General features: G+C 61.8%; 23 protein-coding genes. 13 read left to right on the plus strand and 10 right to left on the minus strand.

Annotation, left to right across the window (positions count from 1 at the left end):
- Positions 1-207: 207 nt before the first annotated feature.
- From ASF14_RS09745 to ASF14_RS09760, 5 genes are all read right to left on the minus strand, one after another.
- On the minus strand, positions 208-471 hold the full coding sequence (locus ASF14_RS09745; protein ID WP_024310576.1) for a DksA/TraR family C4-type zinc finger protein: 264 nt from the start codon (positions 469-471) through the stop codon (positions 208-210).
- Positions 472-598: 127 nt separating this feature from the next.
- Entirely contained in the window at positions 599-1,495 is an 897-nt protein-coding gene (locus tag ASF14_RS09750) for a bestrophin family protein (protein ID WP_017980832.1), read from the minus strand.
- Positions 1,496-1,562: 67 nt separating this feature from the next.
- Positions 1,563-1,679, minus strand: coding sequence for a DUF2474 domain-containing protein (locus ASF14_RS20775; protein ID WP_017980833.1), 117 nt, complete (start codon positions 1,677-1,679; stop codon positions 1,563-1,565).
- The gene (cydB, locus tag ASF14_RS09755) at positions 1,679-2,689 is read right to left on the minus strand and encodes a cytochrome d ubiquinol oxidase subunit II (RefSeq protein WP_017980834.1); all 1,011 of its coding nucleotides are present in this window, start codon (positions 2,687-2,689) and stop codon (positions 1,679-1,681) included. Before cydB ends, ASF14_RS20775 begins: the two co-directional genes overlap by 1 nt.
- Positions 2,686-4,098, minus strand: coding sequence for a cytochrome ubiquinol oxidase subunit I (locus ASF14_RS09760; RefSeq protein WP_169863546.1), 1,413 nt, complete (start codon positions 4,096-4,098; stop codon positions 2,686-2,688). Before ASF14_RS09760 ends, cydB begins: the two co-directional genes overlap by 4 nt.
- A 297-nt stretch (positions 4,099-4,395) precedes the next feature.
- Between ASF14_RS09760 and ASF14_RS09765 the strand changes: the two genes are divergently transcribed.
- On the plus strand, positions 4,396-4,713 hold the full coding sequence (locus ASF14_RS09765; RefSeq protein WP_018250480.1) for a metal-sensing transcriptional repressor: 318 nt from the start codon (positions 4,396-4,398) through the stop codon (positions 4,711-4,713).
- A gap of 265 nt (positions 4,714-4,978) precedes the next feature.
- The gene (locus tag ASF14_RS09770) at positions 4,979-5,899 is read left to right on the plus strand and encodes a LysR family transcriptional regulator (protein WP_017980837.1); all 921 of its coding nucleotides are present in this window, start codon (positions 4,979-4,981) and stop codon (positions 5,897-5,899) included.
- 44 nt (positions 5,900-5,943) lie between these two features.
- Here the strand turns inward: ASF14_RS09770 and ASF14_RS09775 are convergent, their stop codons facing one another.
- On the minus strand, positions 5,944-6,618 hold the full coding sequence (locus ASF14_RS09775; protein WP_024310570.1) for an SDR family NAD(P)-dependent oxidoreductase: 675 nt from the start codon (positions 6,616-6,618) through the stop codon (positions 5,944-5,946).
- Between the two features lie 402 nt (positions 6,619-7,020).
- Here ASF14_RS09775 and ASF14_RS09780 point away from each other — a divergent pair, with 402 nt between their 5' ends.
- The 11 genes from ASF14_RS09780 to ASF14_RS09830 all read left to right on the plus strand — a co-directional run bounded on the left by ASF14_RS09780 (position 7,021) and on the right by ASF14_RS09830 (position 21,179).
- Positions 7,021-8,232, plus strand: coding sequence for a glutathione-independent formaldehyde dehydrogenase (locus ASF14_RS09780; RefSeq protein WP_020486678.1), 1,212 nt, complete (start codon positions 7,021-7,023; stop codon positions 8,230-8,232).
- Positions 8,233-8,576: 344 nt separating this feature from the next.
- Positions 8,577-9,686, plus strand: a complete 1,110-nt coding sequence (locus ASF14_RS09785; protein WP_017980840.1) for an S-(hydroxymethyl)glutathione dehydrogenase/class III alcohol dehydrogenase — start codon at positions 8,577-8,579, stop codon at positions 9,684-9,686.
- 51 nt (positions 9,687-9,737) lie between these two features.
- Complete coding sequence (locus ASF14_RS09790) at positions 9,738-10,136, plus strand: VOC family protein (RefSeq protein ID WP_017980841.1); 399 nt, start codon at positions 9,738-9,740, stop codon at positions 10,134-10,136.
- Positions 10,137-10,283: 147 nt separating this feature from the next.
- On the plus strand, positions 10,284-11,114 hold the full coding sequence (fghA, locus tag ASF14_RS09795) for an S-formylglutathione hydrolase (RefSeq protein WP_017980842.1): 831 nt from the start codon (positions 10,284-10,286) through the stop codon (positions 11,112-11,114).
- A complete protein-coding gene (locus ASF14_RS09800) occupies positions 11,111-12,466 on the plus strand; it encodes an NAD(P)/FAD-dependent oxidoreductase (RefSeq protein WP_017980843.1) in 1,356 nt (451 codons plus the stop codon). Before fghA ends, ASF14_RS09800 begins: the two co-directional genes overlap by 4 nt.
- Positions 12,463-13,785, plus strand: coding sequence for a DUF3422 family protein (locus ASF14_RS09805; RefSeq protein ID WP_021233328.1), 1,323 nt, complete (start codon positions 12,463-12,465; stop codon positions 13,783-13,785). Before ASF14_RS09800 ends, ASF14_RS09805 begins: the two co-directional genes overlap by 4 nt.
- Positions 13,786-13,847: 62 nt before the next feature.
- Positions 13,848-15,824, plus strand: a complete 1,977-nt coding sequence (gene uvrB, locus ASF14_RS09810; RefSeq protein ID WP_017980845.1) for an excinuclease ABC subunit UvrB — start codon at positions 13,848-13,850, stop codon at positions 15,822-15,824.
- Positions 15,825-15,846: 22 nt separating this feature from the next.
- A complete protein-coding gene (locus ASF14_RS22495) occupies positions 15,847-18,501 on the plus strand; it encodes an excinuclease ABC subunit UvrA (protein WP_017980846.1) in 2,655 nt (884 codons plus the stop codon).
- A gap of 144 nt (positions 18,502-18,645) precedes the next feature.
- On the plus strand, positions 18,646-19,731 hold the full coding sequence (locus ASF14_RS09820) for a Dyp-type peroxidase (RefSeq protein ID WP_026151879.1): 1,086 nt from the start codon (positions 18,646-18,648) through the stop codon (positions 19,729-19,731).
- Complete coding sequence (locus ASF14_RS09825; protein WP_017980848.1) at positions 19,724-20,545, plus strand: family 1 encapsulin nanocompartment shell protein; 822 nt, start codon at positions 19,724-19,726, stop codon at positions 20,543-20,545. The genes ASF14_RS09820 and ASF14_RS09825 overlap by 8 nt, the downstream gene beginning before the upstream one ends.
- Positions 20,546-20,597: 52 nt before the next feature.
- A complete protein-coding gene (locus ASF14_RS09830) occupies positions 20,598-21,179 on the plus strand; it encodes a PRC-barrel domain-containing protein (RefSeq protein WP_017980849.1) in 582 nt (193 codons plus the stop codon).
- An 11-nt stretch (positions 21,180-21,190) separates the two neighbouring features.
- Here the strand turns inward: ASF14_RS09830 and ASF14_RS09835 are convergent, their stop codons facing one another.
- From ASF14_RS09835 to virB11, 4 genes are all read right to left on the minus strand, one after another.
- On the minus strand, positions 21,191-21,487 hold the full coding sequence (locus tag ASF14_RS09835; RefSeq protein WP_021233331.1) for a type II toxin-antitoxin system RelE/ParE family toxin: 297 nt from the start codon (positions 21,485-21,487) through the stop codon (positions 21,191-21,193).
- On the minus strand, positions 21,484-21,762 hold the full coding sequence (locus ASF14_RS09840; RefSeq protein ID WP_021233332.1) for a type II toxin-antitoxin system ParD family antitoxin: 279 nt from the start codon (positions 21,760-21,762) through the stop codon (positions 21,484-21,486). The genes ASF14_RS09835 and ASF14_RS09840 overlap by 4 nt, the downstream gene beginning before the upstream one ends.
- A gap of 116 nt (positions 21,763-21,878) precedes the next feature.
- Positions 21,879-23,798 carry a type IV secretory system conjugative DNA transfer family protein gene (locus ASF14_RS09845; protein ID WP_017980852.1) on the minus strand — a complete coding sequence of 640 codons (1,920 nt, stop codon included), beginning with the start codon at positions 23,796-23,798 and terminating at the stop codon, positions 21,879-21,881.
- A 21-nt stretch (positions 23,799-23,819) separates the two neighbouring features.
- Positions 23,820-24,830, minus strand: coding sequence for a P-type DNA transfer ATPase VirB11 (gene virB11 / locus ASF14_RS09850; RefSeq protein WP_024310571.1), 1,011 nt, complete (start codon positions 24,828-24,830; stop codon positions 23,820-23,822).
- Between the last annotated feature and the right edge of the window lie 3 nt (positions 24,831-24,833).

Below are 24,833 nucleotides of genomic sequence, written 5' to 3' on the forward strand. Positions count from 1 at the left end.
CAAATGGGGCCGATCGGGGGGGAGGGGGATCGCCCGCCCTGCACAAGCCGCAGGCGCGGAAGGGTGGGGAGACCGCCCCGATCGCCAAGCGGAGCGCGCCCGCGCGGAGACGGTCCAGCCCTTGTCCAGAGGGGGGCGGCGCCCCCTTCATCCCAAGCGCCGCTAAAGCGGCGCTCGAATAACGTGGTTGGCCGCCCCCTAGCGCAATTAGCGCAACTGGCTGTCCTTGCTGCCCCGGCGATTGATGCCGGTGAAGGTCGGGCGCTTATCGCGTTCGCTTTGACAGGCGACACAGGTTCTTACGCCGGGTATGGCCGTGCGGCGTTTCGCCGGGATTTCGTCGCCGCACACCTCGCAGTCGGTGCTACCCTCGCCGGAAGGCAGACGCGATCGGGCGGCGAAAACCGCGTCCATGATCGTTGCATCAATCTGGTCCTGCACCGCACTATCGGGTGCCCATCCATTTGCCATCGCCACAAGCTCCTCGATTTTGACCTTGGGGGTCAGATAGTCGGGGGCGCATGGGCCAAGCACGCGACTATCCAGCACAGCACCCGAATATAGGGTACTCCCTACCAGTATCAAGGAGTGTGCAAATTTAGCTCAGGACAGATTTATGGGGTTCCAGTGGCGGGGGTAGATCCTCTTCGCCAAGCAGCGACAACATATCCCGCTCGATTGTCCGCTTCATCGCATACAGCGGCAGACAGTTTGGCTCGACGCCGAACGGGTCTTCCAGCTCGTGACCCAGCGCATCGAGGCCGAAAAAGGTATAGGCGGTGAGGAGCACCGGCAGGAGCGTCCACCAGTCGAGTGATCCTGCGAGCGCGAAGGGAAGCATCACGCAAAAGATAAGTGCGGTGCGATGGAGCAGCAGAGAATAGGCGAACGGCACGGGCGTCGTGGATATCCGCTCACAAGCGCCCTGAACCTTGCCGAAGGATCGCATGTCTTCTGCCACGACGGCATAGTGAATCGGCGTAATGACGCCAGTCTGCTTTAGCTCGAGCAGCCTGCGCCCCATACGATCGAGCACGAGGTTCGTGACGTTCGGGCTCTTTGTCGCCGGGCCGATATCGACCCACGGCGCAATGGCGGCGATTTCATCCTCGCCGCGAAGGCGTGCGGTGAGGCCGCAGGCAAAGCCACATATGCTATGGAGCAACGCGCGCCGATCCTCGTCAGGGAGAAGCGATGTCTCGCGCGCGAACGAACGGGCCGAGATAATTAGCTCGCCCCAAAGCTGCCGCCCCTCCCACCATCGCGCATAGCAGGCATTGTTGCGGAAGCTCATGAAGATCGAGAGCGCGATACCGATCAGGGTGAAAGGGATCGTCGAAATCCGCGCGAAAATGCCGGGATGGGCTTGGGCGGCCAGGATGGCGATCACACTGACGACCGCGATCGCCGCCAGCCTCCGTGCGATGCGCGGCAGGATCGAGCCATGCACGGTGAAAATGATATCTTGGAAGCTCGGTTGCGATCGAACGATCATATTCCGTGGAATGTCCTTCGCCTGTTTGCCAGCATTTCCATCGGCAGCTCGTCGAAACGAGCTGCCGTCAGGGTTTGAGGATGAAGCGAATGACCTGCGCGACAGCCCCCAGCGCCAAAACGCTGGCCGCCCAGATTAAGACCATCCAGGCGAGCCGTCGACCGAGAGGTTTAGGCTCGTCCATCAATGATACCCATGCGTGCCGACCTTACCGCGGAACACCCAATAGGCCCACGCGGTATAGCCGAGAATGATCGGAATGATGACGGCCGCACCCGCCAGCATGAAGAGCTGGCTTTGCGGGGGAGCGGCTGCATCCCAGATCGTGACGGCGCGGGGAACAACATAGGGGTAGATACTGATCCCCAGCCCAACGAAACCGAGAAAGAACAGGCCAAGCGCCATAATGAAGGGCAGGCGCTCCGCGCCGCGCTTCAGGCTCCAGAAGAAGGTTGCAGCGCAGATCGCCACCAGCAGAGGAACCTGCGCGGTGAGAAGCACGCCGGGCATCGCAAACCAGCGTCGCCAATAGTCATAGGTCAGGAACGGCGTCGCCGCACTGACGGCGAAAAGCGCGAGTAGCGTCGCCCCGCCGAGCCAAAATGCCAGTCGACGGGCGCGTTCCTGGCCCGGCCCTTCGGTTTTCCAGACCAGCCAGGCCGCGCCTAGAAGCGCATATCCGATCACGACTGCCGCGCCGGTCAAGAGGCTGAACGCGCTCAACCAATCCAGCCATCCCCCTGCATAGGCATCGGCCTCGACCCGCACGCCTTGCAGGATCGCGCCCAGCGTGATCCCCTGCGAGAACGCCGCGAGAACGGACCCAAAGCTGAAGGCGACATCCCAGAAGGGACGATGGCGCGGATCTCGCCAGCGAAACTCGAATGCGACCCCGCGAAACACGAGACCGAGCAACATCGCGATGATGAGCGGGTAGGTCGCGGGAAGGATGATGGCGTAGGCAAGAGGAAAGGCCGCGAAGAGACCGCCTCCGCCCAGCACGAGCCATGTTTCATTGCCATCCCAGACCGGCGCGATCGAGTTCATTGCCTGATCGCGCTCTCCTCCGACCGAAAGGTTCGGAAAGAGGATGCCGATCCCCAGATCGAACCCGTCCATCACGACATAGGCGAAGACAGCAAAGCCGATGATACCGGCCCAGATTATGGTGAGATCGAGGTGCTCCACGTTCATGCCTCCCGTCCGGTTGATGCCACGACGCCGCTTGCCGGCGTGATGCCCGCCGCGCGTTGCGGCACCTTGGACGGTTCCGGTTCACCGGCTGCGGGCGGCTTTGCCATCATCCGGAGCAAATAATAGGTGCCGGCCCCGAACGCGCCGAAATAGACGAGGATGAAAGCGACGAGGGACGCCGCGACAGCCGGAGCGGCCAGGGGGGAGTGGGACTCCGCGGTTCGCAGCAGGCCGTATACGGTGAAGGGCTGTCGGCCTACTTCCGTCGTCACCCATCCTGCTATGACCGCGACAAAGCCTGACGGACCAAGCGCGAGAGCGGCGCGGTGCAGCCAGCGCCAGTCATAGAGCTTGCCGCGCCAGCGGGCGAGCAGGCTCCAGAGGCCCAACCCAAGCATGGCGAGGCCCATCGCCACCATGATCCGAAACGACCAGAAGACGATCGGCGTGGGCGGCCAGCGATCGCGCGGGAAGTCGTTGAGGCCGGGGAGGGGCGCTTTGGGATCGTGCTTGAGGATCAGCGATCCCAGATAGGGGATTTCGATCTTGCCGTGGACCACCGCATCCTTGTTGCTCGGGAGGCCGAAAAGGATGAGCGAAGCGCCCTCGGGGCTGGCCTCATAATGACCTTCCATCGCGAGAACTTTTGTCGGCTGATGCTCAAGCGTGTTGAGGCCGTGCTGATCGCCCGCGAGAATCTGGATCGGCGCCACAAGCGCCGCCATCCACATCGCCATGGAGAACATCTTGCGCGCGCCGGGATTCGCGCGGTCGCGCAGAAGGTGCCATGCTCCTACGGCCCCGACGACCATTGCCGTGGTCAGGTAGGCGCCGATGACGGTATGGACGAGGCGATAGGGAAAGCTCGCGTTGAAGATGATCGGAAGCCACGAACCTGCGGGCACGAACTGGCCCTTGGCATTGATCGCATAGCCTGCCGGCGTCTGCATCCAGCTATTCACGGAAATGATCCAGGTCGCCGAGATGAGCGTCCCGACGGCGACCATGCAGGTCGCGAAAAAATGCGGGCCCCTGCCTACCTTGTTGATGCCGAACAGCATCACGCCAAGGAAACCGGCTTCAAGGAAGAACGCGGTCAGAACCTCATAGGCCATGAGCGGGCCGATGACCGGACCGGCCTTGGCCGAAAATACCGACCAGTTCGTCCCGAACTGGTAGGACATCACCACGCCCGAGACCACACCCATGCCGAACGCGACGGCGAAGATCTTGAGCCAGTAGCGATAGAGGTTCGCATACACACCGCTGCCGGTCTTCAACCACAACCCTTCAAGCACCATGAGATAGCTTGCCGTGCCGATGGAGAAGGCCGGGAAGATGAAGTGGAATGAGACCGTGAACGCGAATTGCGCCCGGGCCAGGATTACCGGATCGAGATTCTCAATCACCAACATTCCTCCCTGTTTTGTCCCGCCGATGTTCGTCCGATTGTCCTCTGCAGAGGCTTTGCGATTCGAACACAGGGCTTGGGGGCCGGACGCGCGCCATTTCCTTTGGTGCAGCGATCCGATCGGGCCGGCAATATATCATACTCCCCACCAGTATCAAGGGGGTAGGAACCCAGGTCTGGCGTTCGATGTTTCTGGAGGCGTAGGGGAAGGTTCAGGCTCGCTTCGGCCGAAATTTGAGGTGTCAGCGCGGCGCAAGGCACAGGATAGGGTTGAAACTCCCCCCCTGTATAGTATGTGCATATCAACAGTCAGGAAAGCGCGATGCCACATTCACCAGAAGAGAAGAAGCGGGCCATAACACGCCTGCGTCGCATCAAGGGGCAGGCGGAAGCGCTTGAACGCGCGATCGAGGCCGGAACGGATTGCGCCCCTTTGCTCCAACAGATTGTGGCGATGCGGGGCGCCACCAACGGGTTGATGGCAGAAGTGATGGAAGGCCATCTCCGTGAGACCTTCGGCCCCGCCAACGGCGCGCATGGGGAAAATGGAGCCAGCCCATTCGACGACGACATGGAGGGTATAATGCGGATATTGCGAACCTATCTTAAGTAGGTCTTAGAAACCGCAGTACCTGTATATAGATTTATAAGAACAATTTTTTACCGATCGGCAATATAATGACGGTGCGCCCAATTTTCGCGTGGTACGACTTATGGGTTGGTATTTTCATAGATCGCCCTAAGCGGCGTATCTACATTTTTCCAGTTCCATGCTTTGGTATTTTCATTCAGCTTCGCGTGCCACCGGCATCATAACTTGATTGCGGGACTGCAATTTGTGGTTCCACTGGAAAATCGCAACTGGATGAGAACACGTTATGATCGTCAAGAATTTCGGATATCTGATTGCGCTCGATCAGGAAGGCCATTTCGGTAGGGCAGCCAAGAGCTGCAACGTGTCGCAGCCCACGCTTTCCGCCGGCATCAAGCAGCTCGAACAGGACTTGGGTGTGGAGATCGTGCGGCATGGCCGGCGTTATGACGGACTCACATCGGAAGGTGAGACTGTGCTGGCCTGGGCGAAGAAGATCGAGAGCAACTGCGAGGGGCTGGAGCGCGACCTTTCGGCCCAGAAACGTGGGCTGGAAGGTCAAATTCGCCTGGGCGTGCTGTCGGCCACGTCGATCATGGCATCGATCCTCAGCCTTGCCCTCGCTGAAAGGATGCCGCTCCTCGAACAGTGCATTTGCACAGCGCAAACCTCGTCGCTGACCAAAGCCTTGCTGACGCATGAAATGGACATGGCGCTGGTCTATCTCGAAGACATATCTGAGGAGGACTTTGACACGCACCTTCTCTACCGGGAGCGGATCGTCGTTTTCCAGGCATCCGGCGACCCGCTCCCGCGACAGGTTTCATGGGATCATGTCGCCGAGCTGCCTTTGTGCATCTTGGACTGCGCGCTACCCAAAGCCGCGCGTTCTAGACTCGGGCACCGTGCCGCAAAGTCGATCAGGACCAACAATGTCGATGTTCTCGCTGCCCATATCGCAAGTGGGCGATATGCCACCGTCCTTCCGCAATCTCTCGCAACCTATTTTGCTCGGATTTCCGACATTCGGGCGGTTGAAGTCGCAGGTGAGGGCGCAGATGCCGCTGTTGGATTGGCCATGCCCAGAAATGGGGTGAAATCGACACCCACAGCCGCGCTGTTCGAAATAGTCCGCGCACCCGAGACAATGGCCTCGATAGAGGCCGCTCTGGACCTGTACCGCCAGTTCCAACCCGAAGGGGGCTGACCGTTCATGCCGTGCTATCGCAGCATGAACGGTCGCGCGACCCACTATTCGACGTAGATCATTTTCTTGGTCATCCCGCCGTCGACCACAAGCGTTTGCCCGGTAACAAAGCCGGCGGACGCCAGATATAGCACGGCCTCGGCAATGTCCTGGGGGCGACCGACCCGGCCAACCGGATGCTGCGCCTCGTCCTCGGCGCGCAGATTCGTGTCATTGGTGATCCAACCAGGTGCGATTGTATTGACCCGGATTTTGGCGCCAAGTTGCACCGCCAGCGCCTGCGCGAGTGCCACCATGCCACCTTTCGCAGCGGCATAGGCAAAGTCGATGCCTTGGGACATCAACGCGCGGGTGGAAGCCATCATGACAATCGAACTGCCATCGGTGAGCAGGGGCAATGCCGCTCGCGACATCAGAAAGGCCCCGGTCAGATGGCTGCCAATGGTGCTGTTCCACTGGTCGAGCGAGGTGTCACCGAGCTGCATGAATGTGTCGTAAACAAGCCCACCATTGTTGACGAGCAAGTCCAGTCGATCCCAGCCAAGGGCACGAAAAGCCTCGGCTACGGACTCTTCGCTGGCAAGATCGCAATGGATCTGTTGACCGATCGCTCCTTCCTTCAAATCGAAGGATGCCACCTCCCAACCTTCATCCAATAAGGCGGAACATATAGCCTGACCGATTAGCCCCGATCCTCCTGTTACAATAGCGCGTTTCATAAGAACTCCTTTCTGTCAGAGGATGATAGAGAGACCGGCACCATTGCGCCAACACAACTCAAGTCCAGAGAACGGGCGCATAGGGCGTCACCCTGATAGACTTCAACTGCGCCTTGTCTTCCAGAAACATTATGCTTGCTGCAATGGAATATGATATATCATCTTGTTGCATTGCGGCAGTCATTCTCCTGTAGCTTGGTCATAGGAATTTCCGATCTTGGGATAGAATCTTCGAGTTTGCTCCGAAGGAGAAGCGCCGCCATTCTGCCAAGACGGTAATGATGAGACTGGCAACGACACTACTATGCTGCGCTGAATTAATTCGGTGCGGCATGTTGATCCGTGTCAAGTCCTACTCTCGTCAATACTTGGGGGGGCGTGAAAAAACGCAGGAGATATCTGATGGCTACAGGCAACCGGATCGTAACCTTCGAGAAACCGATGGAAATGAAGGTCAACACCTTCAAATTCCCGGAGCTGATTACTCCACAGGGCAAAAAAGCTCCCCACGGCGCCATTCTCAAGATCGTCACCACGAACATCTGCGGCAGCGACCTTCACATCTACCGAGGTTCGTTTGAAGTCCCCAAGGGGATGACGATGGGCCACGAAATGACCGGCGAGGTGATCGAGGTCGGCTCCGACGTCGAATATATCAAGGTCGGCGATATCGTGTCCGTTCCCTTTAACGTCGGCTGCGGACGCTGCTACAACTGCAAGCACATGCGCTCGGACGTGTGCGAGCACACCAACCCCGAAGTCGACTGCGGCGCCTATGGCTTTAACCTGGGTGGATGGACCGGGGGGCAGGGGGATTACCTGTTCGTGCCCTATGCAGACTTCAATCTGCTGGCTTTCCCCGACAAGGACGCGGCCATGGCGAAGATCCGTGATCTGACGCTCCTTTCGGACGTGTTGCCGACCGCGTTCCACGGGTTCGCCGCTCCCGACTGGCCGGCGCAACCGGCCTATATCGTCGGCGAGAATGTGCTGATCTTCGGCGCGGGGCCTGTCGGCCGCGCGGGCGCCGCCTGTGCGAAGCTCCTCGGTGCCGGCGCCATCATCGTCGCCGACTTCATTCAGGAGCGGCTCGATCTGCTCAAGCCGCACGGCGTCGAGACCATCAACCTGTCGGACGGCATTCCGATCGAAGATCATCTGGAGCGGATCACCGGCAAGCGCGAGGCCGATCGCGTCATCGACTATGTGGGCCTCGACTGTCGCGGGTTCGGGGCGGAGTCCGACCAGATCGTCGAGAACGCCGTCACCAACGCCCTGCTGAAATATGTCCGCTTCGGCGGGATGACCAGCACGGTCGGCGTATATTGCCCCAATCCGATCTCCAAGAATCGGGACAACAAGAAGGGCAGCATGGAAGTCGATTGGGCCAGTGGCTGGATCAAGTCGCCGCGGATGTCGGCAGGCCAGTCGCCGACGGCCAATTACAACCACGCCCTCATGCGGGCCATCCTGAACGATCGGATGCCCTATCTGACTCCGATGATGAACACGAAGATCATCAAGCTGGAGGACGCGCCGGCGGCCTACAAGGAGTTCGATGACGGATCGGCGTTCAAGTACGTCATCGATCCGCACGGCTCTGTGGCGGCCTGACCATCTAACCCGGAATGCCCCCCGGTCATGTCGGGGGGCATTCTGAGCCGTTGGGGGCGGACTGCTTGCCGCACGCACACCCCCTTCCGGCTTGTCGATCTAACACCCCCCCGGATCGGCAAGCCGCCCCCTTCTGGAACGCAGCATCAGCCATGGCGCTGCGCTTTTCCGAAGCCGTAACGCCCTGTCGGGCGCTTTCACCACCCTCAGACATTATCCCTCTTGCATACTGGCTAGGAGTATCTTATACATACTCCCAGCCAGTATGCTTGGCTCCGAATCGAGATATCGAAACGGGGACTCGCAACCGGCGGTCCGGTTCTAGAAAAGAGGGAGATCCAAACATGAAATCTCGCGCCGCCGTAGCCTTCGAGGCAGGCAAGCCGCTCGAAATCGTCGAGATCGATGTCGCACCGCCCCAGAAAGGTGAAGTGCTCATCAAAGTCACGCATACCGGGGTATGCCACACCGACGCTTTCACGCTGTCCGGCAACGATCCGGAGGGCATTTTCCCGGTCGTTCTCGGCCATGAGGGCGCGGGCATCGTCGTCGAGGTCGGCGAGGGCGTCACCAGCGTCAAGCCGGGCGATCACGTCATTCCGCTCTACACCGCCGAGTGCGGCAAGTGCGAGTTCTGCCTGTCCGGCAAGACCAACCTGTGCGTCGCGGTTCGCGAAACGCAGGGCAAGGGCCTGATGCCCGACGGCACCACGCGCTTCTCCTACAACGGCCAGCCCCTCTATCACTATATGGGCTGCTCGACGTTCAGCGAATACACCGTCGTCGCCGAAGTCTCGCTCGCCAAGATCAACCCCGAAGCGAACCCCGAGCATGTCTGCCTTCTGGGCTGCGGCGTCACCACCGGCATCGGCGCGGTCCACAACACCGCCAAGGTGCAGCCGGGTGACTCGGTTGCCGTGTTCGGTCTGGGCGGCATCGGTCTCGCCGCGATCCAGGGCGCGCGTCAGGCCAAGGCAGGACGCATCATCGCGATCGACACCAACCCGACGAAGTTCGAGCTGGCGCGTCAGTTCGGCGCGACCGACTGCATCAACCCCAAGGACTATGACAAGCCGATCCAGCAAGTGCTGATCGAGATGACCGGGTGGGGCATCGACCACACGTTCGAGTGCATCGGTAACGTCCATGTCATGCGGGCCGCGCTGGAATCCGCGCATCGTGGCTGGGGCCAGTCGATCGTCATCGGCGTCGCTGGCGCGGGCCAGGAAATCTCCACCCGTCCGTTCCAGCTCGTCACGGGCCGGGTCTGGAAGGGGTCGGCCTTTGGCGGTGTCAAGGGACGGACCCAGCTTCCCGGCATGGTCGAGGACGCCATGAAGGGTGAAATCGATCTGGCGCCCTTCGTCACCCACACCATGGGTCTCGATGAGATCAACGAAGCCTTCGATCTGATGCACGAAGGCAAGTCGATCCGCACCGTGATCCACTACTGATCCCTCAACTCTAACCTTCAATTTCAATAGTTAACCTCAAGGAAGAATATCATGGCTGATCCCGTTATCTCCGGCAACGGCGTGTTCTCGCACGTCTTCATCGGCGCGGCCGATGTCGAGCAGTCGGCAGCGTTCTACGACGCCGCTCTGGGCGCCCTGGGCGTCAAGAACCTCGGCCCCTTCGGCAATGGTTGGGTGCTCTACGGCCGCGAAAAGCCTGCTTTCATCATTGCCCGTCCCGGCAATGGCGAAGCGCCCTCCAGCAACGGCGTGACGGTCGGCTTCGCCGCCGCGACGCCCGCCGAAGTGGACGCTTTCCACGCGGCCGGCCTCGCCGCTGGTGGCACCGACGAGGGCCAGCCCGGCCCGCGGGGCCACCTGCCGGGTGCCTATGCGGCCTATCTGCGCGATCCGGCGGGCAACAAGGTCTGCTCGTACACCTTCATCTAAAGCCGGAAGGTGAGGGCGATACCGGCAACCCTATGACTGGCTGTCGCCGGCGCTGGAACAGGCGCCGGCGCTTCCCCCCGCACCACAGCCAGGAAAAGGGCGCCTATCACCACACCGTCCACCAACCGTCGAAGCAAGGAAACAAAAATGGAACGTGTCGAACATCACGCCAGCTTCGGCGGTTGGCAGGACGTCTATCAGCATGACTCGATCAGCCTGGGTTGCCCGATGAAGGTCGGCGTCTATCTGCCTCCCCAGGTGAAGGACGGTCGCGTGCCGGTGCTGTATTGGCTGTCCGGCCTGACTTGCACCGAACAGAATTTCATTACGAAGGCTGTCGCGCAGCGTTTCGCTGCCGAGCACGGGATCATCCTCGTCGCGCCGGACACGAGCCCGCGAGGCGAAGGCGTGGCCGACGATCCCAGCTATGATCTGGGACAGGGCGCCGGCTTCTACGTCAACGCGACTGAGGAACCTTGGGCTGCCCACTACCGCATGTACGATTATGTCGTCGAGGAATTGCCGGCGCTGATCGAAGCCACATTTCCGGCCGATGATCGCCGGGCGATTGCCGGTCATTCGATGGGCGGGCACGGCGCACTCGTTGCCGCTCTGCGCAATCCGGGGCGCTATCGCAGCGTATCGGCCTTTTCGCCGATCGTCGCGCCGAGCCAGGTGCCTTGGGGCGAGCGCGCTCTGACGGCCTATCTCGGAGACGATCGCGCCGGGTGGAAGCATTACGACACCATCGAACTCATCAAGTCCGCCAGCGAGCGCCTGCCGTTGCTCGTCGATCAGGGCATGGATGATGAGTTTCTGGATCGCGAGCTGCGCCCGGATCTGCTGAAGGCGGCCTGCGAGGCTGCGGGGCACCCGCTGATCCTCAACCTGCGACCCGGCTACGATCACAGCTATTATTTCATCGCTAGCTTCATCGGCGAGCATATCGGCCATCATGCCAAGGCGCTGTTCCAATGAGCGCGGCGGCATCCTCGGCCATGCGCGAAATCGCGTCCAGCAATGACCCCGCCTCCGGTCGCCATCGCGTGGTGGTCGTGGGCGCGGGCTTCGGCGGCCTCGAAACCGTCCAGCGGCTCGCGGGGAGCGGCGTTGACATCACCCTTGTCGATCGCCGCAACCACCATCTTTTTCAGCCGCTGCTCTATCAGGTCGCGGGCGCGTCGCTGTCGCCATCGGAGATCGCCTGGCCGATCCGCTCGCTCTTCGCCAAGCGCAAGGACGTTCGGACTCTGCTCGGTGAGGTCGAAGGCGTGGACACGGGCAACCGGCGCGTCGTTCTCGAAGACGGCTCGACGCTTGGCTATGACACACTCGTCATCGCGACGGGCGCGCGGCATTCCTATTTCGGGCATGACCAATGGGAGCCTTATGCTCCGGGCCTCAAATCGCTCGAAGATGCGACCACCATTCGCCGGCGCCTTCTCGTCGCGTTCGAAGAAGCCGAGCGCGAGAGCGATCCCGCGCGCCGTGCGGCCTTGCAGACCTTCGTTATCATCGGCGGCGGGCCTACCGGCGTCGAACTGGCCGGCACGATCGCGGAGCTTGCCCGTCTGACACTGGTGCGCGATTTCCGGTCGATCGATCCGCGCGCGACGCGGGTGGTGCTGGTCGAAGCCGGGCAGCGGCTCCTGCAGGTCTTCCCGGAAGATCTGTCGGCCTATACCGCTCAGGCGCTTGAAAAGCTCGGTGTCGAAATCAAGCTCGGCAAGCCGGTCACGGAATGTTCCGAGCATGGGGTCGTGGTCGACGGTGTGCCTATTCCCGCTGAAACGATTTTGTGGGCAGCAGGCGTTCAGGCCTCGCCCGCCGCGCGCTGGCTGAACGCTGAAGCCGATCGCGCGGGCCGCGTGGTCGTCGGGCCGGACCTGACAGTGCCAGGACACCCCGACATTTTCGTGATCGGCGATACCGCAGCCTCGAACGGGTATGACGGCAAGCCGGTGCCCGGTCTCGCGCCGGCTGCAAAGCAGGCCGGACAATATGTGGCCCGGCTGATCCGCCAGCGCTTTAAGGGGCAGAATGCTTCGGAACCGTTCCGTTACCGGCATCAAGGCAATCTGGCGACGATCGGCCGCAGCCTTGCGGTCGTCGATATGGGCGGGTTCAAATTGCGCGGTGTTCTGGCGTGGTGGATGTGGAAACTGATCCACATCTACTTCCTGATCGGGACGCAAAATCGGATGAGTGTTGCACTAAGCTGGATGTGGACCCACGGCATAGGATATCGTGGCTCGCGTCTGATTACTTACAGCGATCTCGCTCAGCACGATGCCGGGCAGGACCATGACAAGGGGAGGGAAGGCGATTGAGTGAAGAGGGCAGCGCCGAGAACAGCGGTTCAACTGTCTATGGAATGCCCACCTATGAGAATAGGCGGGTTGCCATCGACGAGGTTCATGCGCGCCCTTATTTGCTGATAGATGCGCCGCGTGCCCTGGTGCAGCTCGCCTTCATGAACGAGGGCAATCTGACGAAGGACAAGGCGACCCTCGCGGAAATATCGAGCCGGATGGGCGCCCCGCTGCCGGATCAGGACACACCTCTTCATGGCCTGACCTGGGATCAGGGTAAATTGCACTGTGAGAAGCACACCGAGTTCTCGACCTACTTGTGGAGTGCGCCCCTCGATCCGGGCACCGGGGAGCTGGCGGGTGAAGATCCGTTCAAGCACGGCTTTACGCCGCCCGGGCCGGTCATTTGCGGCGTCCGCCTGGACGTTGTTACGTGGACCGAAGAGACCGCGACCTATATCGATCGCTTCGACCCGATCAGCCGGTGTCATTCGCTCGTCGAGGATGGCATGGCCGATATCGTCACCGATTTCCGTCAGGACGCCGATGGGCTAACCCGCATCCTCATCCTCGATCGCGGTTTGACGCCGATCCGGCTTGGCGCGCTGGCACAGCGGCTCCTCGAAATCGAGACCTATCGGACGCTGGCCCTGCTCGGCATCCCACTGACCCAATCGCTGGGGCCGCATCTGCGCAGCATAGAGAAGCGCCTTGCCGCCATCACCAACGAGATGCGCAAATCTGCACGCCGCGACAGCGAGGGGCTACTTTCCCGGCTGACCGACCTTTCGGCCGAGCTGGAGGCGGACACGGCGTCCAGCCTCTACCGCTTCGGTGCGAGCCGTGCCTATTATGAAATCGTCGAGGAGCGGCTTGCAGCGCTCGGCGAAACCTTCGTCCCGGGCTGCTATCGCTGGCGCAACTTCCTCCATCGCAGGATCGCGCCCGCCATGCGGACCTGTCGCGTGATCGAGGAACGGCAAGCCAATCTCTCCGACAAGCTGGCGCGCGCGACCACGCTGCTGCGGTCGTGGATCGATGTGCAACTCGAACGCCAGAACAGCGATCTGCTGGCCTCGATGGACAATCGGGCGAAGCTGCAATTGCAGCTTCAACAGACCGTGGAAGGCCTGTCTGTCGCGGCGATCTCCTATTATGTGATCGGCCTGCTCTCCTATCTCATCAAGGGCATACCGGGGATTCACGACATGGTGGCGCCCGAGCTGGTGATCGCCGCTCTGGTTCCCCTTGCCGTCCTTGGTGTCTGGTGGACCGTTCGACAGATCAGGAACGCGCACAGCGACCATGGACCGCCGCCCGCAAAAAAGCAGATATGATCCCTTTATCGCCTCCGTGCGTCTAGCGCGCGCCGGGGGCGAAACCGGCAGGAGGATTTCCAGTGTCGACCGATGTTTTCATACTGCACTCGCAATACACGCCGGCAGGCGATCAGCCCGAAGCGATCGCGCGCCTGATCGCCGGCGTCGAAGAGGGGGCACATCACCAGACCCTCAAGGGCATCACGGGCTCGGGCAAGACCTTCACGATGGCGAACATCATCCATCGTCTGAAGCGCCCCACCTTGATCCTTGCCCCCAACAAGACGCTGACATCGCAGCTCTATGACGAGATGCGGCGATTTTTCCCTGAAAACGCCGTGGAGTATTTCGTCTCCTATTACGACTATTTCCAACCGGAAGTGTATCTGCCGGGCCGCGATGAGTTCATTCCGAAGGATTCCTCGATCAACGAGCATCTGGAACGGTTGCGCCTGTCGACGACAAAATCGCTGATCGAGCGCCGCGATACGATCGTCGTCGCCTCGGTATCGTCGATCTACGGCATGGGCGATCCCGACAATTATCGCGCGCTCCAGGTTCCGCTGACCGAGGGCGCGCGGTTGGGACAGGAAGAGCTTTTCCGCAGCCTGGCGCGCCTGCAATATGATCGGGCCGAGCATAAGCTGAAGCGCGGCACTTATCGCGCTGATGGCGACGCTGTTGAGATTTACCCGGCGGATTCGGAATATAAGGCGCTGCGCGTCGGTTTGGCAAACGGCGTGATCGCGTCGCTCCAATGGTTCGATGCGGCGACCGGCAAGCCGATGGAAAGCGCCGATCACTATCTTGTCTCGCCCAAGACTGTTCTGGCGGCGACCGCAGATCAGGCCCGCAAGGCCGCCACGGCGATCCTCGAAGAGTTGGAAACGCAGGTCGAACGGCTGACCAGCGAAAACCGCCTGACGGAAGCGGCGCGCCTCTATGATCGCATCACCAACGATGCCGAGATGTTGCGCGAGGTCGGATATTGCTCGGGCATGGAAAATTACGCCTGCTATCTGAGCGGTCGTGACCCTGCGCTCCCGCCCATAACCCTGCTCGACTATCTGCCCAAGGACGGGCTGCTGTTCGTCGACGAATCGCATGTGATGATCCCACAGATCTCGGCGATGTTCCGGGGCGACCAGGCCCGCAAGGATACGCTGATCGATTATGGCTTCCGCCTGCCGTCTTCGAAGGACAGCCACCCCCTGAGCTTCCACGAGTTCGAACAGGTCAAGCCGCAGACGATCTTCGTGTCCGCCACCCCCGGCGCTTATGAGGTAAAGGCCTCGCAAGGCAGGGTGGTTGAACAGATCGTGCGGCCGACCGGCCTGCTCGATCCGAAGGTGGAAGTCCGCCCGTCCCAAGGCGCGCGTGACGATTTGCTACGCGAGATCGCGCAGCGCACGCAGCGCGATGAGCGCGTGCTGGTTACGACGCTGACCAAGGTTGCGACCGAGGAGCTGCACGCTTTCCTCGAAAGCGAAGGCATTCGCGCGCGTTACATGCACTCTGACATCAAGGTCGAGGATAGGGTCGCGATCATCGAGGGCCTGCGCGTGGGCGAGTTCGACGTGCTGATCGGGATCAGTTTGCTGCGCGAAGGGCTCGACATCCCAGAAGCGTCGCTGATTGCGATCTTCGATGCAGACCGCGCGGGCTTCCTGCGCTCGGCCCAGGCGCTGATCCAGATGATCGGCCGCGTCGCGCGCAATGTGAACGGCACCGCTGTCCTCTACGCCGATATGGTGACGCCGGCGATGCGGGCCGCGATCGATGAGACCGAGAGCCGGCGACAGCGCCAGATCGCCTTCAACGAGGAGAACGACGTCACACCGCTCTCGTCGGTTCGCGGCCTGGCGTCGGCGCAGCCCTACGGGCAAGAGCCGTCGGTCCATTCGGAAGCCTTCTGCGAGAACCTGTACGAGCTTTGCGACCGGATCACGGAGAAGGAACAGGCGCTGCTCGCGGCGGTGGATCACGGCCAAGAGGATCGGGCCGAGACGATCCGGGGCGAGCTGGACGGCCTCTACCGTCAGTTCATTTATCTGTGACGCGCCGGGTGAAAGTGACCGAATGAGCAAGGATCAGGAGCCTCAAACCACCCCCGGCAAGGAACGCGCGCCGCGATCCGGCTTCGTACAAGTGCGCGGCGCGCGGCAGAACAACCTCAAGAATGTTGATGTGGACGTTCCGCGCGATGCCTTCGTGGTGTTCACCGGCATATCGGGATCGGGCAAGTCGAGCCTCGCCTTCGGCACCCTCTATGCCGAGGCACAGCGCCGCTATCTGGAATCGGTCGCGCCCTACGCCCGCCGCCTGATCGATCAGGCCGGCGTGCCGGAGGTTGACGCCATCGACGGGTTGCCGCCCGCGGTCGCGTTGCAGCAGCAGCGCGGCTCGGCCAATGCGCGGTCTTCGGTTGGCAGCGTGACGACGCTCTCCAGCCTGGTGCGGATGCTCTATTCGCGCGTCGGAGAATATCCGCGCAATCAGCCGATGCTCTATGCGGAGGACTTCTCCCCCAACACCGTGGCCGGGGCCTGCCCGACCTGCCACGGCATCGGGCGCGTCTATGACGCGACCGAAGAGACGATGGTGCCCGACGACAGTCTCACCATTCGCGATCGGGCGATCGCGGCATGGCCGCCGGCGTGGCACGGCCAGAACCTGCGCGATATCCTTGTGTCGCTCGGCTATGATGTCGACACGCCATGGCGCGATCTTCCGAAGAAGGATCGTGACTGGATACTCTTCACCGACGAGACGCCGACGGTGCCGGTCTATGCGGGTCTGACGCCCGAACAGACGCGCGTTGCCCTCAAGCGTCGTATGGAGCCGAGCTATCAGGGCACCTTCACCGGCGCCCGTCGCTACGTGCTGGAGACCTTCGCCAACACCAAAAGCGCGCTGATGAAGAAGCGTGTCTCGCAATATATCATCGGCCGCGATTGCCCGACCTGCGACGGCAAGCGCCTGAAGCGCGAGGCCCTGTCGGTGAAGTTTGCCGGCCTGGACATCGCCGAGTTTGGCGACCTGACGGTGCTGAAGCTCCGGGACTTGCTCACGCCCGTCGCCCATGGCGAGTATGGTAGCGCCTCGACGACCCTGAAGGGCCATGTTCTCGGCAAGGCGGCCCGCGATGCGGCGGTTGAACGTAGGGTCGCGGCGGGAGGCTCGGCACACAAGGCAGCGCCTGACGTGCGCCGCACGCCCAATCTTTCCGATGAGAAGCGGGTCGCCGCGCAGCGTCTCGCATCCGAGCTGCTCGAACGGCTAGGCCCGCTGATCGACCTTGGCCTTGGCTACATCTCGCTCGACCGCAGCACGCCGACGCTTTCCTCCGGCGAGCTGCAACGCCTGCGCCTTGCCACTCAATTGTCGTCACAGCTTTTCGGCGTGGTCTATGTGCTGGACGAGCCATCGGCGGGGCTGCACCCGGCAGACGGCGAAGCGTTGCTGACCATCCTTGAGCGGCTGAAGGCGGCGGGCAACTCGCTGTTCGTTGTCGAGCATGATCTTGACGTGATCCGCCATGCCGAATGGCTGGTCGATGTGGGGCCAGGTGCCGGCGAAAAGGGCGGCGAAGTGCTCTACAGCGGCCCGATCGCAGGGCTTGCCGGCGTCGAGGCGTCGATCACCCGTCGCTATCTGTTCGCAGAACCTGACGCCCATGACCGGACCCCGCGCGAAGCAAAAGCATGGCTCCGTCTTGAAGGTGTGACCCGCAACAATCTTCACGGGCTCGACGTCGCGCTACCGATTGGCTGCTTCACCGCCGTCACCGGGGTTTCAGGATCGGGCAAGTCCAGTCTTGTCAGCCAGGCACTTCCGGAGCTTGTGACGGAACAACTCGGCGGCACGCCGGCTGCCGAGGAGGAGGATACCGATCCGCTGCTCGATGTTGCGCGGGAAGAGACCGAAGGCCGCATCGTTGCGGGCATGGAGCATGTGCGCAGGCTGGTGCGGGTCGATCAGAAGCCGATCGGCCGCACTCCACGCTCGAACCTCTCCACCTACAGCGGCCTGTTCGATCATGTGCGCAAGATCTTCGCGAACACCCCACTGGCGCGCCGGCGCCACTACAGCCCGGGCAGGTTCTCCTTCAACGTCGCACAGGGCCGCTGCCCGGTGTGCGAGGGTGAGGGCTTCGTCATGGTGGAGCTGTTGTTCCTGCCCAGCGTCTATGCGCCCTGCTCGACCTGCCATGGCAGCCGCTACAATCCGCAGACGCTCGAAGTCGAATGGAACGGCCGCAACATCGCCCAGGTGCTTGAGCTGACGGTGGACGAGGCGTGCGACTTCTTCGCGAGCGAACCGTCCGTCATGCGCTCGCTCGATGTGCTGCGGGAGATTGGCCTCGGCTATCTGAGGCTTGGACAGCCGGCGACGGAACTGTCGGGCGGCGAGGCCCAGCGCATCAAGCTCGCGACCGAGCTGCAACGCGCCCAGCGTGGCAACACCATCTACATCCTCGACGAGCCGACTTCGGGGCTTCACCCTTCCGACGCTGATCGGCTGATGCGGCACCTGCAGGGCCTTGTCGATGTCGGCAATACGGTCGTCGTCGTCGAGCATGACATGCGAGCTATTTCACAGGTGGATTGGGTGATCGATCTGGGGCCTGGCGCTGGCGAAGATGGTGGCCGGATCATCGCGAGCGGCGTCCCTCACGATGTTGCCGAAGCGCAAGGCAGCCTGACCGCGCCTTATCTAAAGGCGGCGCTTTAGCCGCTTGGACGCCGGCGACAGGGGGGAGTGGGACTATGGTGAGTCTTGTCGATTGGGGTGTGGCGATCCCGATGATCGAGCACCGGCCATGTCTTGCTGGGATGTGATAGCGATGGTCCTGCCCGACCATTCAGGGAGTTGAACGTGCCTTCTACCGTCTCTCAAGATGTTACCGCTCGTTCCCAGGCCGTCGATGCCCGGCTTACCCGCGCTGCGATCTTTCTGGTCGTCTCGATGGGCGCCGGGGAGAAGCCGGAAGCGGGGGTGCGGGGTCTTTGCGCCATCCTGTCGTCGCTGGTTCGTGGCGTGGGCTTCCGGGCGGCAGACGGCGGACTTTCCTGCATCATGGGGATCGGCTCCGATGCTTGGGACCGGCTATTCGGAGCGCCGCGGCCGAAGGAACTGCATCCGTTCCGGGAAATCCGCGGCGTCCATCATGCGCCTTCGACGCCCGGCGACCTGCTGTTTCACATTCGCGCCGCGCGTCAGGATTTGTGTTTCGAGATGGCGGCGCAGATCGTGAAGCGTCTCGCCGGCTTCGCCTCGGTGACGGACGAGGTGCATGGCTTCCGCTACTTCGACGATCGCGACCTGCTGGGATTTGTCGACGGGACGGAAAACCCCGTCGAGCAGGGAGCCAGAGATGCCACGGTGATCGGGGCGGCGGACGATCCGGTCTTCGCTGGCGGCAGCTATGTGATCGTCCAGAAATACCTCCACGACCTCGACAAGTGGAACGCGATTCCCGTGGAGCAGCAGGAGAAGATCGTAGGGCGCGAGAAGCTGTCGGACATCGAGCTGGACGAGGCGGCCAAGCCGAGCTTCGCGCATAACGTGCTCACCAACATCGAGGAGGACGGCGAGCAACTCCAGATCCTGCGCGATAACATGCCGTTCGGCGATGTTGGTAAGGGCGAGTTCGGCACCTATTTCATCGGTTACGCCCGCTCGCCGACCCGCATCGAGCGGATGCTCGACAATATGTTCATCGGTTTGCCACCCGGCAATTACGATCGCTTGCTCGATGTTAGCCGGGCCGTGACCGGCTCGCTTTATTTCGTGCCGTCGGCTGATTTTCTGGACGAGGTAACGCCGGAGCCAGCCACGGCCGATGGCGATGAGGCGGTAGCCGAGGCGCCCGCATCCACGGCGCCGGCACCGGAGCCCTCGTCAGCATCGGATGGATCGCTGCGCATTGGATCACTCAAAGATGAGGCAGGACATGAATAACCTCCATCGCGAACTCGCCCCCATCTCCGACGCCGCTTGGGCGCAAATCGACCAAGAAGCGACCCGAACTCTCAAGCGCTATCTGGCCGCGCGCCGCGTCGTGGACGTGCCGGAACCGAAGGGGGCCACGCTCGCGGCCGTGGGAACGGGCCACACCAAGCCGATCGATGCGCCCAGCGATGGCGTCCAAGCCGTGCGGCGTGCGGTCAACGCCGTGGTCGAACTGCGCGTGCCCTTCACGCTGACCCGCGCGGCGATCGACGATGTGGAGCGCGGCTCCGAGGATTCGGACTGGCAACCGCTCAAGGAAGCCGCCCGCACGATCGCCTTTGCCGAAAATCGCGCGATCTTTGATGGCTATGCCGCTGCCGATATCGGCGGCATCCGTCCCGGCGCGAGCAACGAGCCGGTGCCGCTGCCCACGGCCGTCGCCGGATATCCCGCCATCGTCGCCCAAGCCGTCGATCGGTTGCGCCTTGCCGGGGTCGAGGGGCCTTATCGACTGGTGCTGGGCGATGATCCGTTCACCGCGATCAGCGGCGGCAGCGAGGAGGGCTATCCGGTGCTCCAGCACATCAATCGTCTGGTGGACGGCGATATCATCTGGGCGCCGGGCATCATGGGCGGCGTCGTCCTGACAACGCGGGGCGGCGATTTCGAACTCGATCTCGGACAGGATTTGTCGATCGGCTATCTCAGCCACACCGCCGAGGCGGTCGAGCTGTACCTGCAAGAGAGCTTCACCTTCCGGCTGTTGACGAGCGAGGCGGCTGTTTCGCTCCCGACAACGGAAGCGTCGGCGCAGCCGGCGTGAAGGCGTTGCCGGTTGCGCCGCCCGCACGCGGGCCGCAGCGAGGGGTGGGACAATGATAAGTCTCGTCGGTTGGATCGCCACGATCGCGACGATGATCGCGGCGATGATGACGGCTTCCAACCTGGGCGCGCGCGTGACGGGCTGGGGCTTCGTGGTGTTCAGCATCAGCTCGGTTTGCTGGACCACATTGGGCTACGCCACAGGACAGACAGCCTTGGTTGCCACCAATGGATTCCTGATGCTGACGAACCTAGTTGGTATCTGGCGATGGTTGGGGCAGCAGACCAAATATGAGGATGGCGGCCGATCGGCCGAAACAGCCAGCCAAAGATCCGATACGCCGAACCTGTTCACCGCGACCGGCCTGATCGGCATGGCGGTTGATGACAAGAGCGGGATGAATCTGGGCCGGGTTGTCGAGGCCCTTATCGAATGTTCGACCGGCAGGATAAACTATGTGGTGATCTCGGACGAGCGATATGCCGGTCTTGAAGAGACATTGCGAGCGGTGCCGCTCGAATCCCTCAGGATCGGCTACACGCGCATGACGCTGTTGCTGGACGGCCCGAGCTTCCTGTCACAGCCCGGCCTCAAAAGTCGTGACTGGCCCGCCTTCGCTCCGATCAATCCCTAGCAAGCGATCGCTCACACCAATTGGAGCGCGCGATCATGATCTTGACCGGGGCCAAGAAAGCGCAGGATCAGGATACGGTGGGCTTCTGGCCGGTAGAGGATGCCATAGCGGCGATAGGAACGGCGACGGATACCGTAGCGCTCATAGCGAGGCACCAGAGGATAGCCTTGGGGCAGATCGGCAAGGCGACGGGCCGCCTCACGCAATTCCTCAACAAAGCTGATGGCTCTCGCGGGATTGTCCTTTTCGATATGCTCGGCGATGTGATCGAGGTCGGCCAGCGCATCCGGCGTCAGGATGACTTTCATTGCGGCTGAGCGCTTGCCCGTGTCCGAATCCTGTCGATGATAGCATCGCAGGCGTCGTCGAGGTCGTGGGTGCGCCCCGCCTCGGCATCGGCAAGGCCGCGTTCGATCGAGGCGTCAAGATCATGCAGCCACCGTTCGACATCCTGCGTCTCGCCCTGATCGCGCCGAATGAGATCGCGAACATAATCACTCACGCTGGCATAATGCCCGCTGTCGATGCGGCGCTGGACGTAATCCCGCATAGGGTCCGGAAGGGAGACGTTCATCGAAGCCATAAATCACCTCACTACCATTATGGCAAAAACTGCCATCGGTTTCAAGGCGCCTGCCTCTCTTGTGCAGCCGATCCGCCTTCGCGTCACCGCACCGACGAGGGTAAGATCACATAACGCTAAGCGACCTTTGGCTCGCCTACCATGACAATATGTTGGAAAAGCTTGCTGGTGCGTTCCCCGGCAGGCGCGGCCATGGCGGCGGCGATCGCGGCTTGGTTCAAGCGATGGTGGGTCGGGGCCGTGCCTCCGCCTCCGGATTGCGGCCCAGGACCATGAGCAGGCGGGGCCGAGCCAAGGGCGCCATTATCATCCGCCTCGGCCGCGGCGATCACCCGCAGGCTGTTTATCGGTGCGGTGGGATCGGGTCGAATGTTCGGCATTTGCGGTGCGGGGATCTTGGTCAGCGCGACCATGGCCTTCTCCGTATAATAGCGGATTTTCTTGCCATAGACGGGCGGGATGCCGAGGCGCAGGACGATCATGTCCTTTTCGGGGAGCTGCATCAGCTCTTGAGGAAGCATCAGGGGCCGGCGCTGATCGGATTCCGATACCGAGCCGCCCCCACGGCCCCACATGCCGAAGGAGCGCGACTTGGCGCGAAACGTATAAGTGCCAAGCCGTTCGGAAATATCCTTCGCATCATCGTTGGTCGCGGGGCGCATGACCATTTGGACGCCGCAGTTGGATTCAATCTCCGTGGCGACTTTCGGCCCATAGACGTTCTCGAGCTGCGCTCCGCTCTGGATGACGGGGAGGAGGCGAATGCCATAGCCGGCGACATAGCTGAAGCCATTGGCGATCACCGACGCGCGGCCGAGGCGCGAGAACTCGTCGAGCAAGAGCAGCAAGCGAACCTGGTGCTTGTTGCCCGAGGGCAGCTCGCGGACATTGAGGTCAATGAGCTGCTGGAAAAGCAGGCCATAGATCGGTGCCACGCGATCCAGATCATCCGGCGAGACGCCGAGATAGAGCGAGATCCGCTTGTCGCGGAACTCGCGCAGATCGAAATCGCTGACAGCCGTTGCCGCATCGACATAGGGGTTCAGCCACAGATTGATCTTGGCGGTGACGGACTGGCGGGTTGACGTGAAGGTATTGGCCGAGGCCATGATCCAATCCCGCAGCGCCGACACGCACGCCCCTGATAGCGGTTTGCCCTCCCGCTCGCGCTGCGAGATGATTTTGGGAAATCGCTTTTGTGCATCGCCGGCGGCGAATTGGCGGTAGATTTCGCCGATGGTGAAGGGGAGCGCATCGTCGCCATCATCCACCGTGGCGGCGACATAGGCCGCGACACCGAGAAACGCCGTCCTTGCGCTTTCCGCCCAAAACGTCTCGCCCTGCAGGGGCAGGGGAAAAAGCATGACGCTGATTTTTTGCAGCTCGTTGACGACTTCGACCTGATCGCGTCGGTTGATGTACGCGAGCGGGTTGTAGCGGCATGTGCGACCGTGGGCATCGAGCGGGTTGAACAAGAGTGTTTGCTGGCGAAGGTTCGTCATCCGAAAGCCTGCTGTCGCCGCCCAATTCTCTTGCTTCACATCGAGGACGACAACCGAATCCGGCCATTGGAGAAGGTTCGGGATCACGACGCCGACGCCCTTGCCGGCGCGGGTGGGTGCTTCGAGCAAGACATGCTCGGTTCCCCCAAAGCGCATGAACTTGCCATTGATGCGGCCGAGGAGAATGCCGGCATCCTCCAAGAGCTTGGCCTTGCGGACCTCGCCGATCCGCGCCCAGCGGGCTTCGCCGTGGAGCTTCTGGCCCGTGAAAAGCGACGACACGATACCGATCAGGCAGACCGCGAAGGCGATGAAGAAACCGGCGAGAAACGGCTTCCACACGATCGGCAAGTGGCGCATCGACCATAATGCACCCGGAACGCGCGCCCAGGGCGTGTGCGCCGAGAGGAGATGCGCCTTCCAAAGGACCACCACGGCGCCGATCGCGGCGCTTATCATCAAGCCTATGATGACGAGGAACGCGATGGCGGCCGGCTCGGACGCCCCTTGGTTGCGAACCATTTTGCCGCTCATAATGCGATCCTCCGCTCGAATCTAATCGCGAGGCTTGCCCGCAGGATCGAACCACACTTCCGTCATACGATAGCGCGCCGGCTTCCCGTCACCTGGGGGAAGGCGGTGCATCTGCACGACGATATCAACCAGCGAGCGCAACAGGGCGCGGATGTCGTGCCGATCGAGATCGTTGCCGCCTTCCGATTCCTTGACCAGCAGCGTAAGCTGTTCCAGCGCACCTTCGGCCGTATTGGCATGGACCGTGGTTATCGAGCCTGGATGGCCGCTATTGACGTTGCGCAGATAGAAGAAGGCGGTGCCGTCGCGTAGCTCTTGGAGCAGGATGCGATCGGGTCGCATACGCAACGCCGATTCCAGCAATTCCTTTGCGCCAGCTTTTTGAAGGCCCTTTCCGTCCTTAGAATACATCATGTGGACGTGGTTGCGCTGTGGCACCACCAGCTCGCGGGTGTCTTCGATCGTCAGGATGCGCTCGTAATCGGGAATGAGCCTAATCAGGCCCTTGGAGAAGCTCGTCTTGCCGGAACCCGTGGCGCCGGAGATCAGGATATTTTTGCGGGATTCGACCGCGAGCCGGAAGAAGCCCTTCCAGTCGCCGGCCTCGCGAAATCGCATCAGCGCGGAGTCGACCTCTTCATGCAGGCCATGAGCGCGGACCTCACTGAAAAGCCCGGCGCGGTCGAAATCGTCGATGTCCATAGAGACGCCCGACGCTTTCCGGATCGTGATCGAGACGAAGCCCCGCTCCACGGCAGGGGGGACGACGACCTGCGCGCGCTCGCCTCCCGGAAGAACCGAGGAGACGATCGGATATTCGGCGGTGACATCCTGTTTGGTCAGACCTGCGATGAGCTTCGCGAGCGTCATGAGGGCCGCATTGTCCAATGCCGGCTCCTTATGCCATTCCCAACCGTTGCGCGTCTCCAAGCCGATCAGGCCCGGCTCATTGATGACCAGCTCCGTCACGTCCTCGCGGGCTAGGTGACGCTCTATCGGCGCCGCATTGTGCTGGTATATCGACGACGCCACAAA

The sequence above is a fragment of the Sphingomonas sp. Leaf257 genome (assembly GCF_001422185.1).
Classification (GTDB): domain Bacteria; phylum Pseudomonadota; class Alphaproteobacteria; order Sphingomonadales; family Sphingomonadaceae; genus Sphingomonas; species Sphingomonas yabuuchiae.

Excerpts from the sequence above, each read along its gene's own strand:
- ASF14_RS09750 (WP_017980832.1), bottom strand. The coding sequence starts at position 1,495 with ATGATCGTTCGATCGCAACCGAGCTTCCAAGATATCATTTTCACCGTG.
- ASF14_RS09780 (WP_020486678.1), top strand. The coding sequence starts at position 7,021 with ATGGCTACAGGCAACCGGATCGTAACCTTCGAGAAACCGATGGAAATG.
- ASF14_RS09745 (WP_024310576.1), bottom strand. The coding sequence starts at position 471 with ATGGCAAATGGATGGGCACCCGATAGTGCGGTGCAGGACCAGATTGAT.
- ASF14_RS09785 (WP_017980840.1), top strand. The coding sequence starts at position 8,577 with ATGAAATCTCGCGCCGCCGTAGCCTTCGAGGCAGGCAAGCCGCTCGAA.
- ASF14_RS09845 (WP_017980852.1), bottom strand. The coding sequence starts at position 23,798 with ATGAGCGGCAAAATGGTTCGCAACCAAGGGGCGTCCGAGCCGGCCGCC.
- cydB (WP_017980834.1), bottom strand. The coding sequence starts at position 2,689 with ATGAACGTGGAGCACCTCGATCTCACCATAATCTGGGCCGGTATCATC.
- fghA (WP_017980842.1), top strand. The coding sequence starts at position 10,284 with ATGGAACGTGTCGAACATCACGCCAGCTTCGGCGGTTGGCAGGACGTC.
- ASF14_RS09770 (WP_017980837.1), top strand. The coding sequence starts at position 4,979 with ATGATCGTCAAGAATTTCGGATATCTGATTGCGCTCGATCAGGAAGGC.
- ASF14_RS20775 (WP_017980833.1), bottom strand. The coding sequence starts at position 1,679 with ATGGACGAGCCTAAACCTCTCGGTCGACGGCTCGCCTGGATGGTCTTA.
- ASF14_RS09775 (WP_024310570.1), bottom strand. The coding sequence starts at position 6,618 with ATGAAACGCGCTATTGTAACAGGAGGATCGGGGCTAATCGGTCAGGCT.
- ASF14_RS09790 (WP_017980841.1), top strand. The coding sequence starts at position 9,738 with ATGGCTGATCCCGTTATCTCCGGCAACGGCGTGTTCTCGCACGTCTTC.
- ASF14_RS09840 (WP_021233332.1), bottom strand. The coding sequence starts at position 21,762 with ATGGCTTCGATGAACGTCTCCCTTCCGGACCCTATGCGGGATTACGTC.
- ASF14_RS09830 (WP_017980849.1), top strand. The coding sequence starts at position 20,598 with ATGATAAGTCTCGTCGGTTGGATCGCCACGATCGCGACGATGATCGCG.
- ASF14_RS09835 (WP_021233331.1), bottom strand. The coding sequence starts at position 21,487 with ATGAAAGTCATCCTGACGCCGGATGCGCTGGCCGACCTCGATCACATC.
- ASF14_RS09825 (WP_017980848.1), top strand. The coding sequence starts at position 19,724 with ATGAATAACCTCCATCGCGAACTCGCCCCCATCTCCGACGCCGCTTGG.
- ASF14_RS22495 (WP_017980846.1), top strand. The coding sequence starts at position 15,847 with ATGAGCAAGGATCAGGAGCCTCAAACCACCCCCGGCAAGGAACGCGCG.
- ASF14_RS09800 (WP_017980843.1), top strand. The coding sequence starts at position 11,111 with ATGAGCGCGGCGGCATCCTCGGCCATGCGCGAAATCGCGTCCAGCAAT.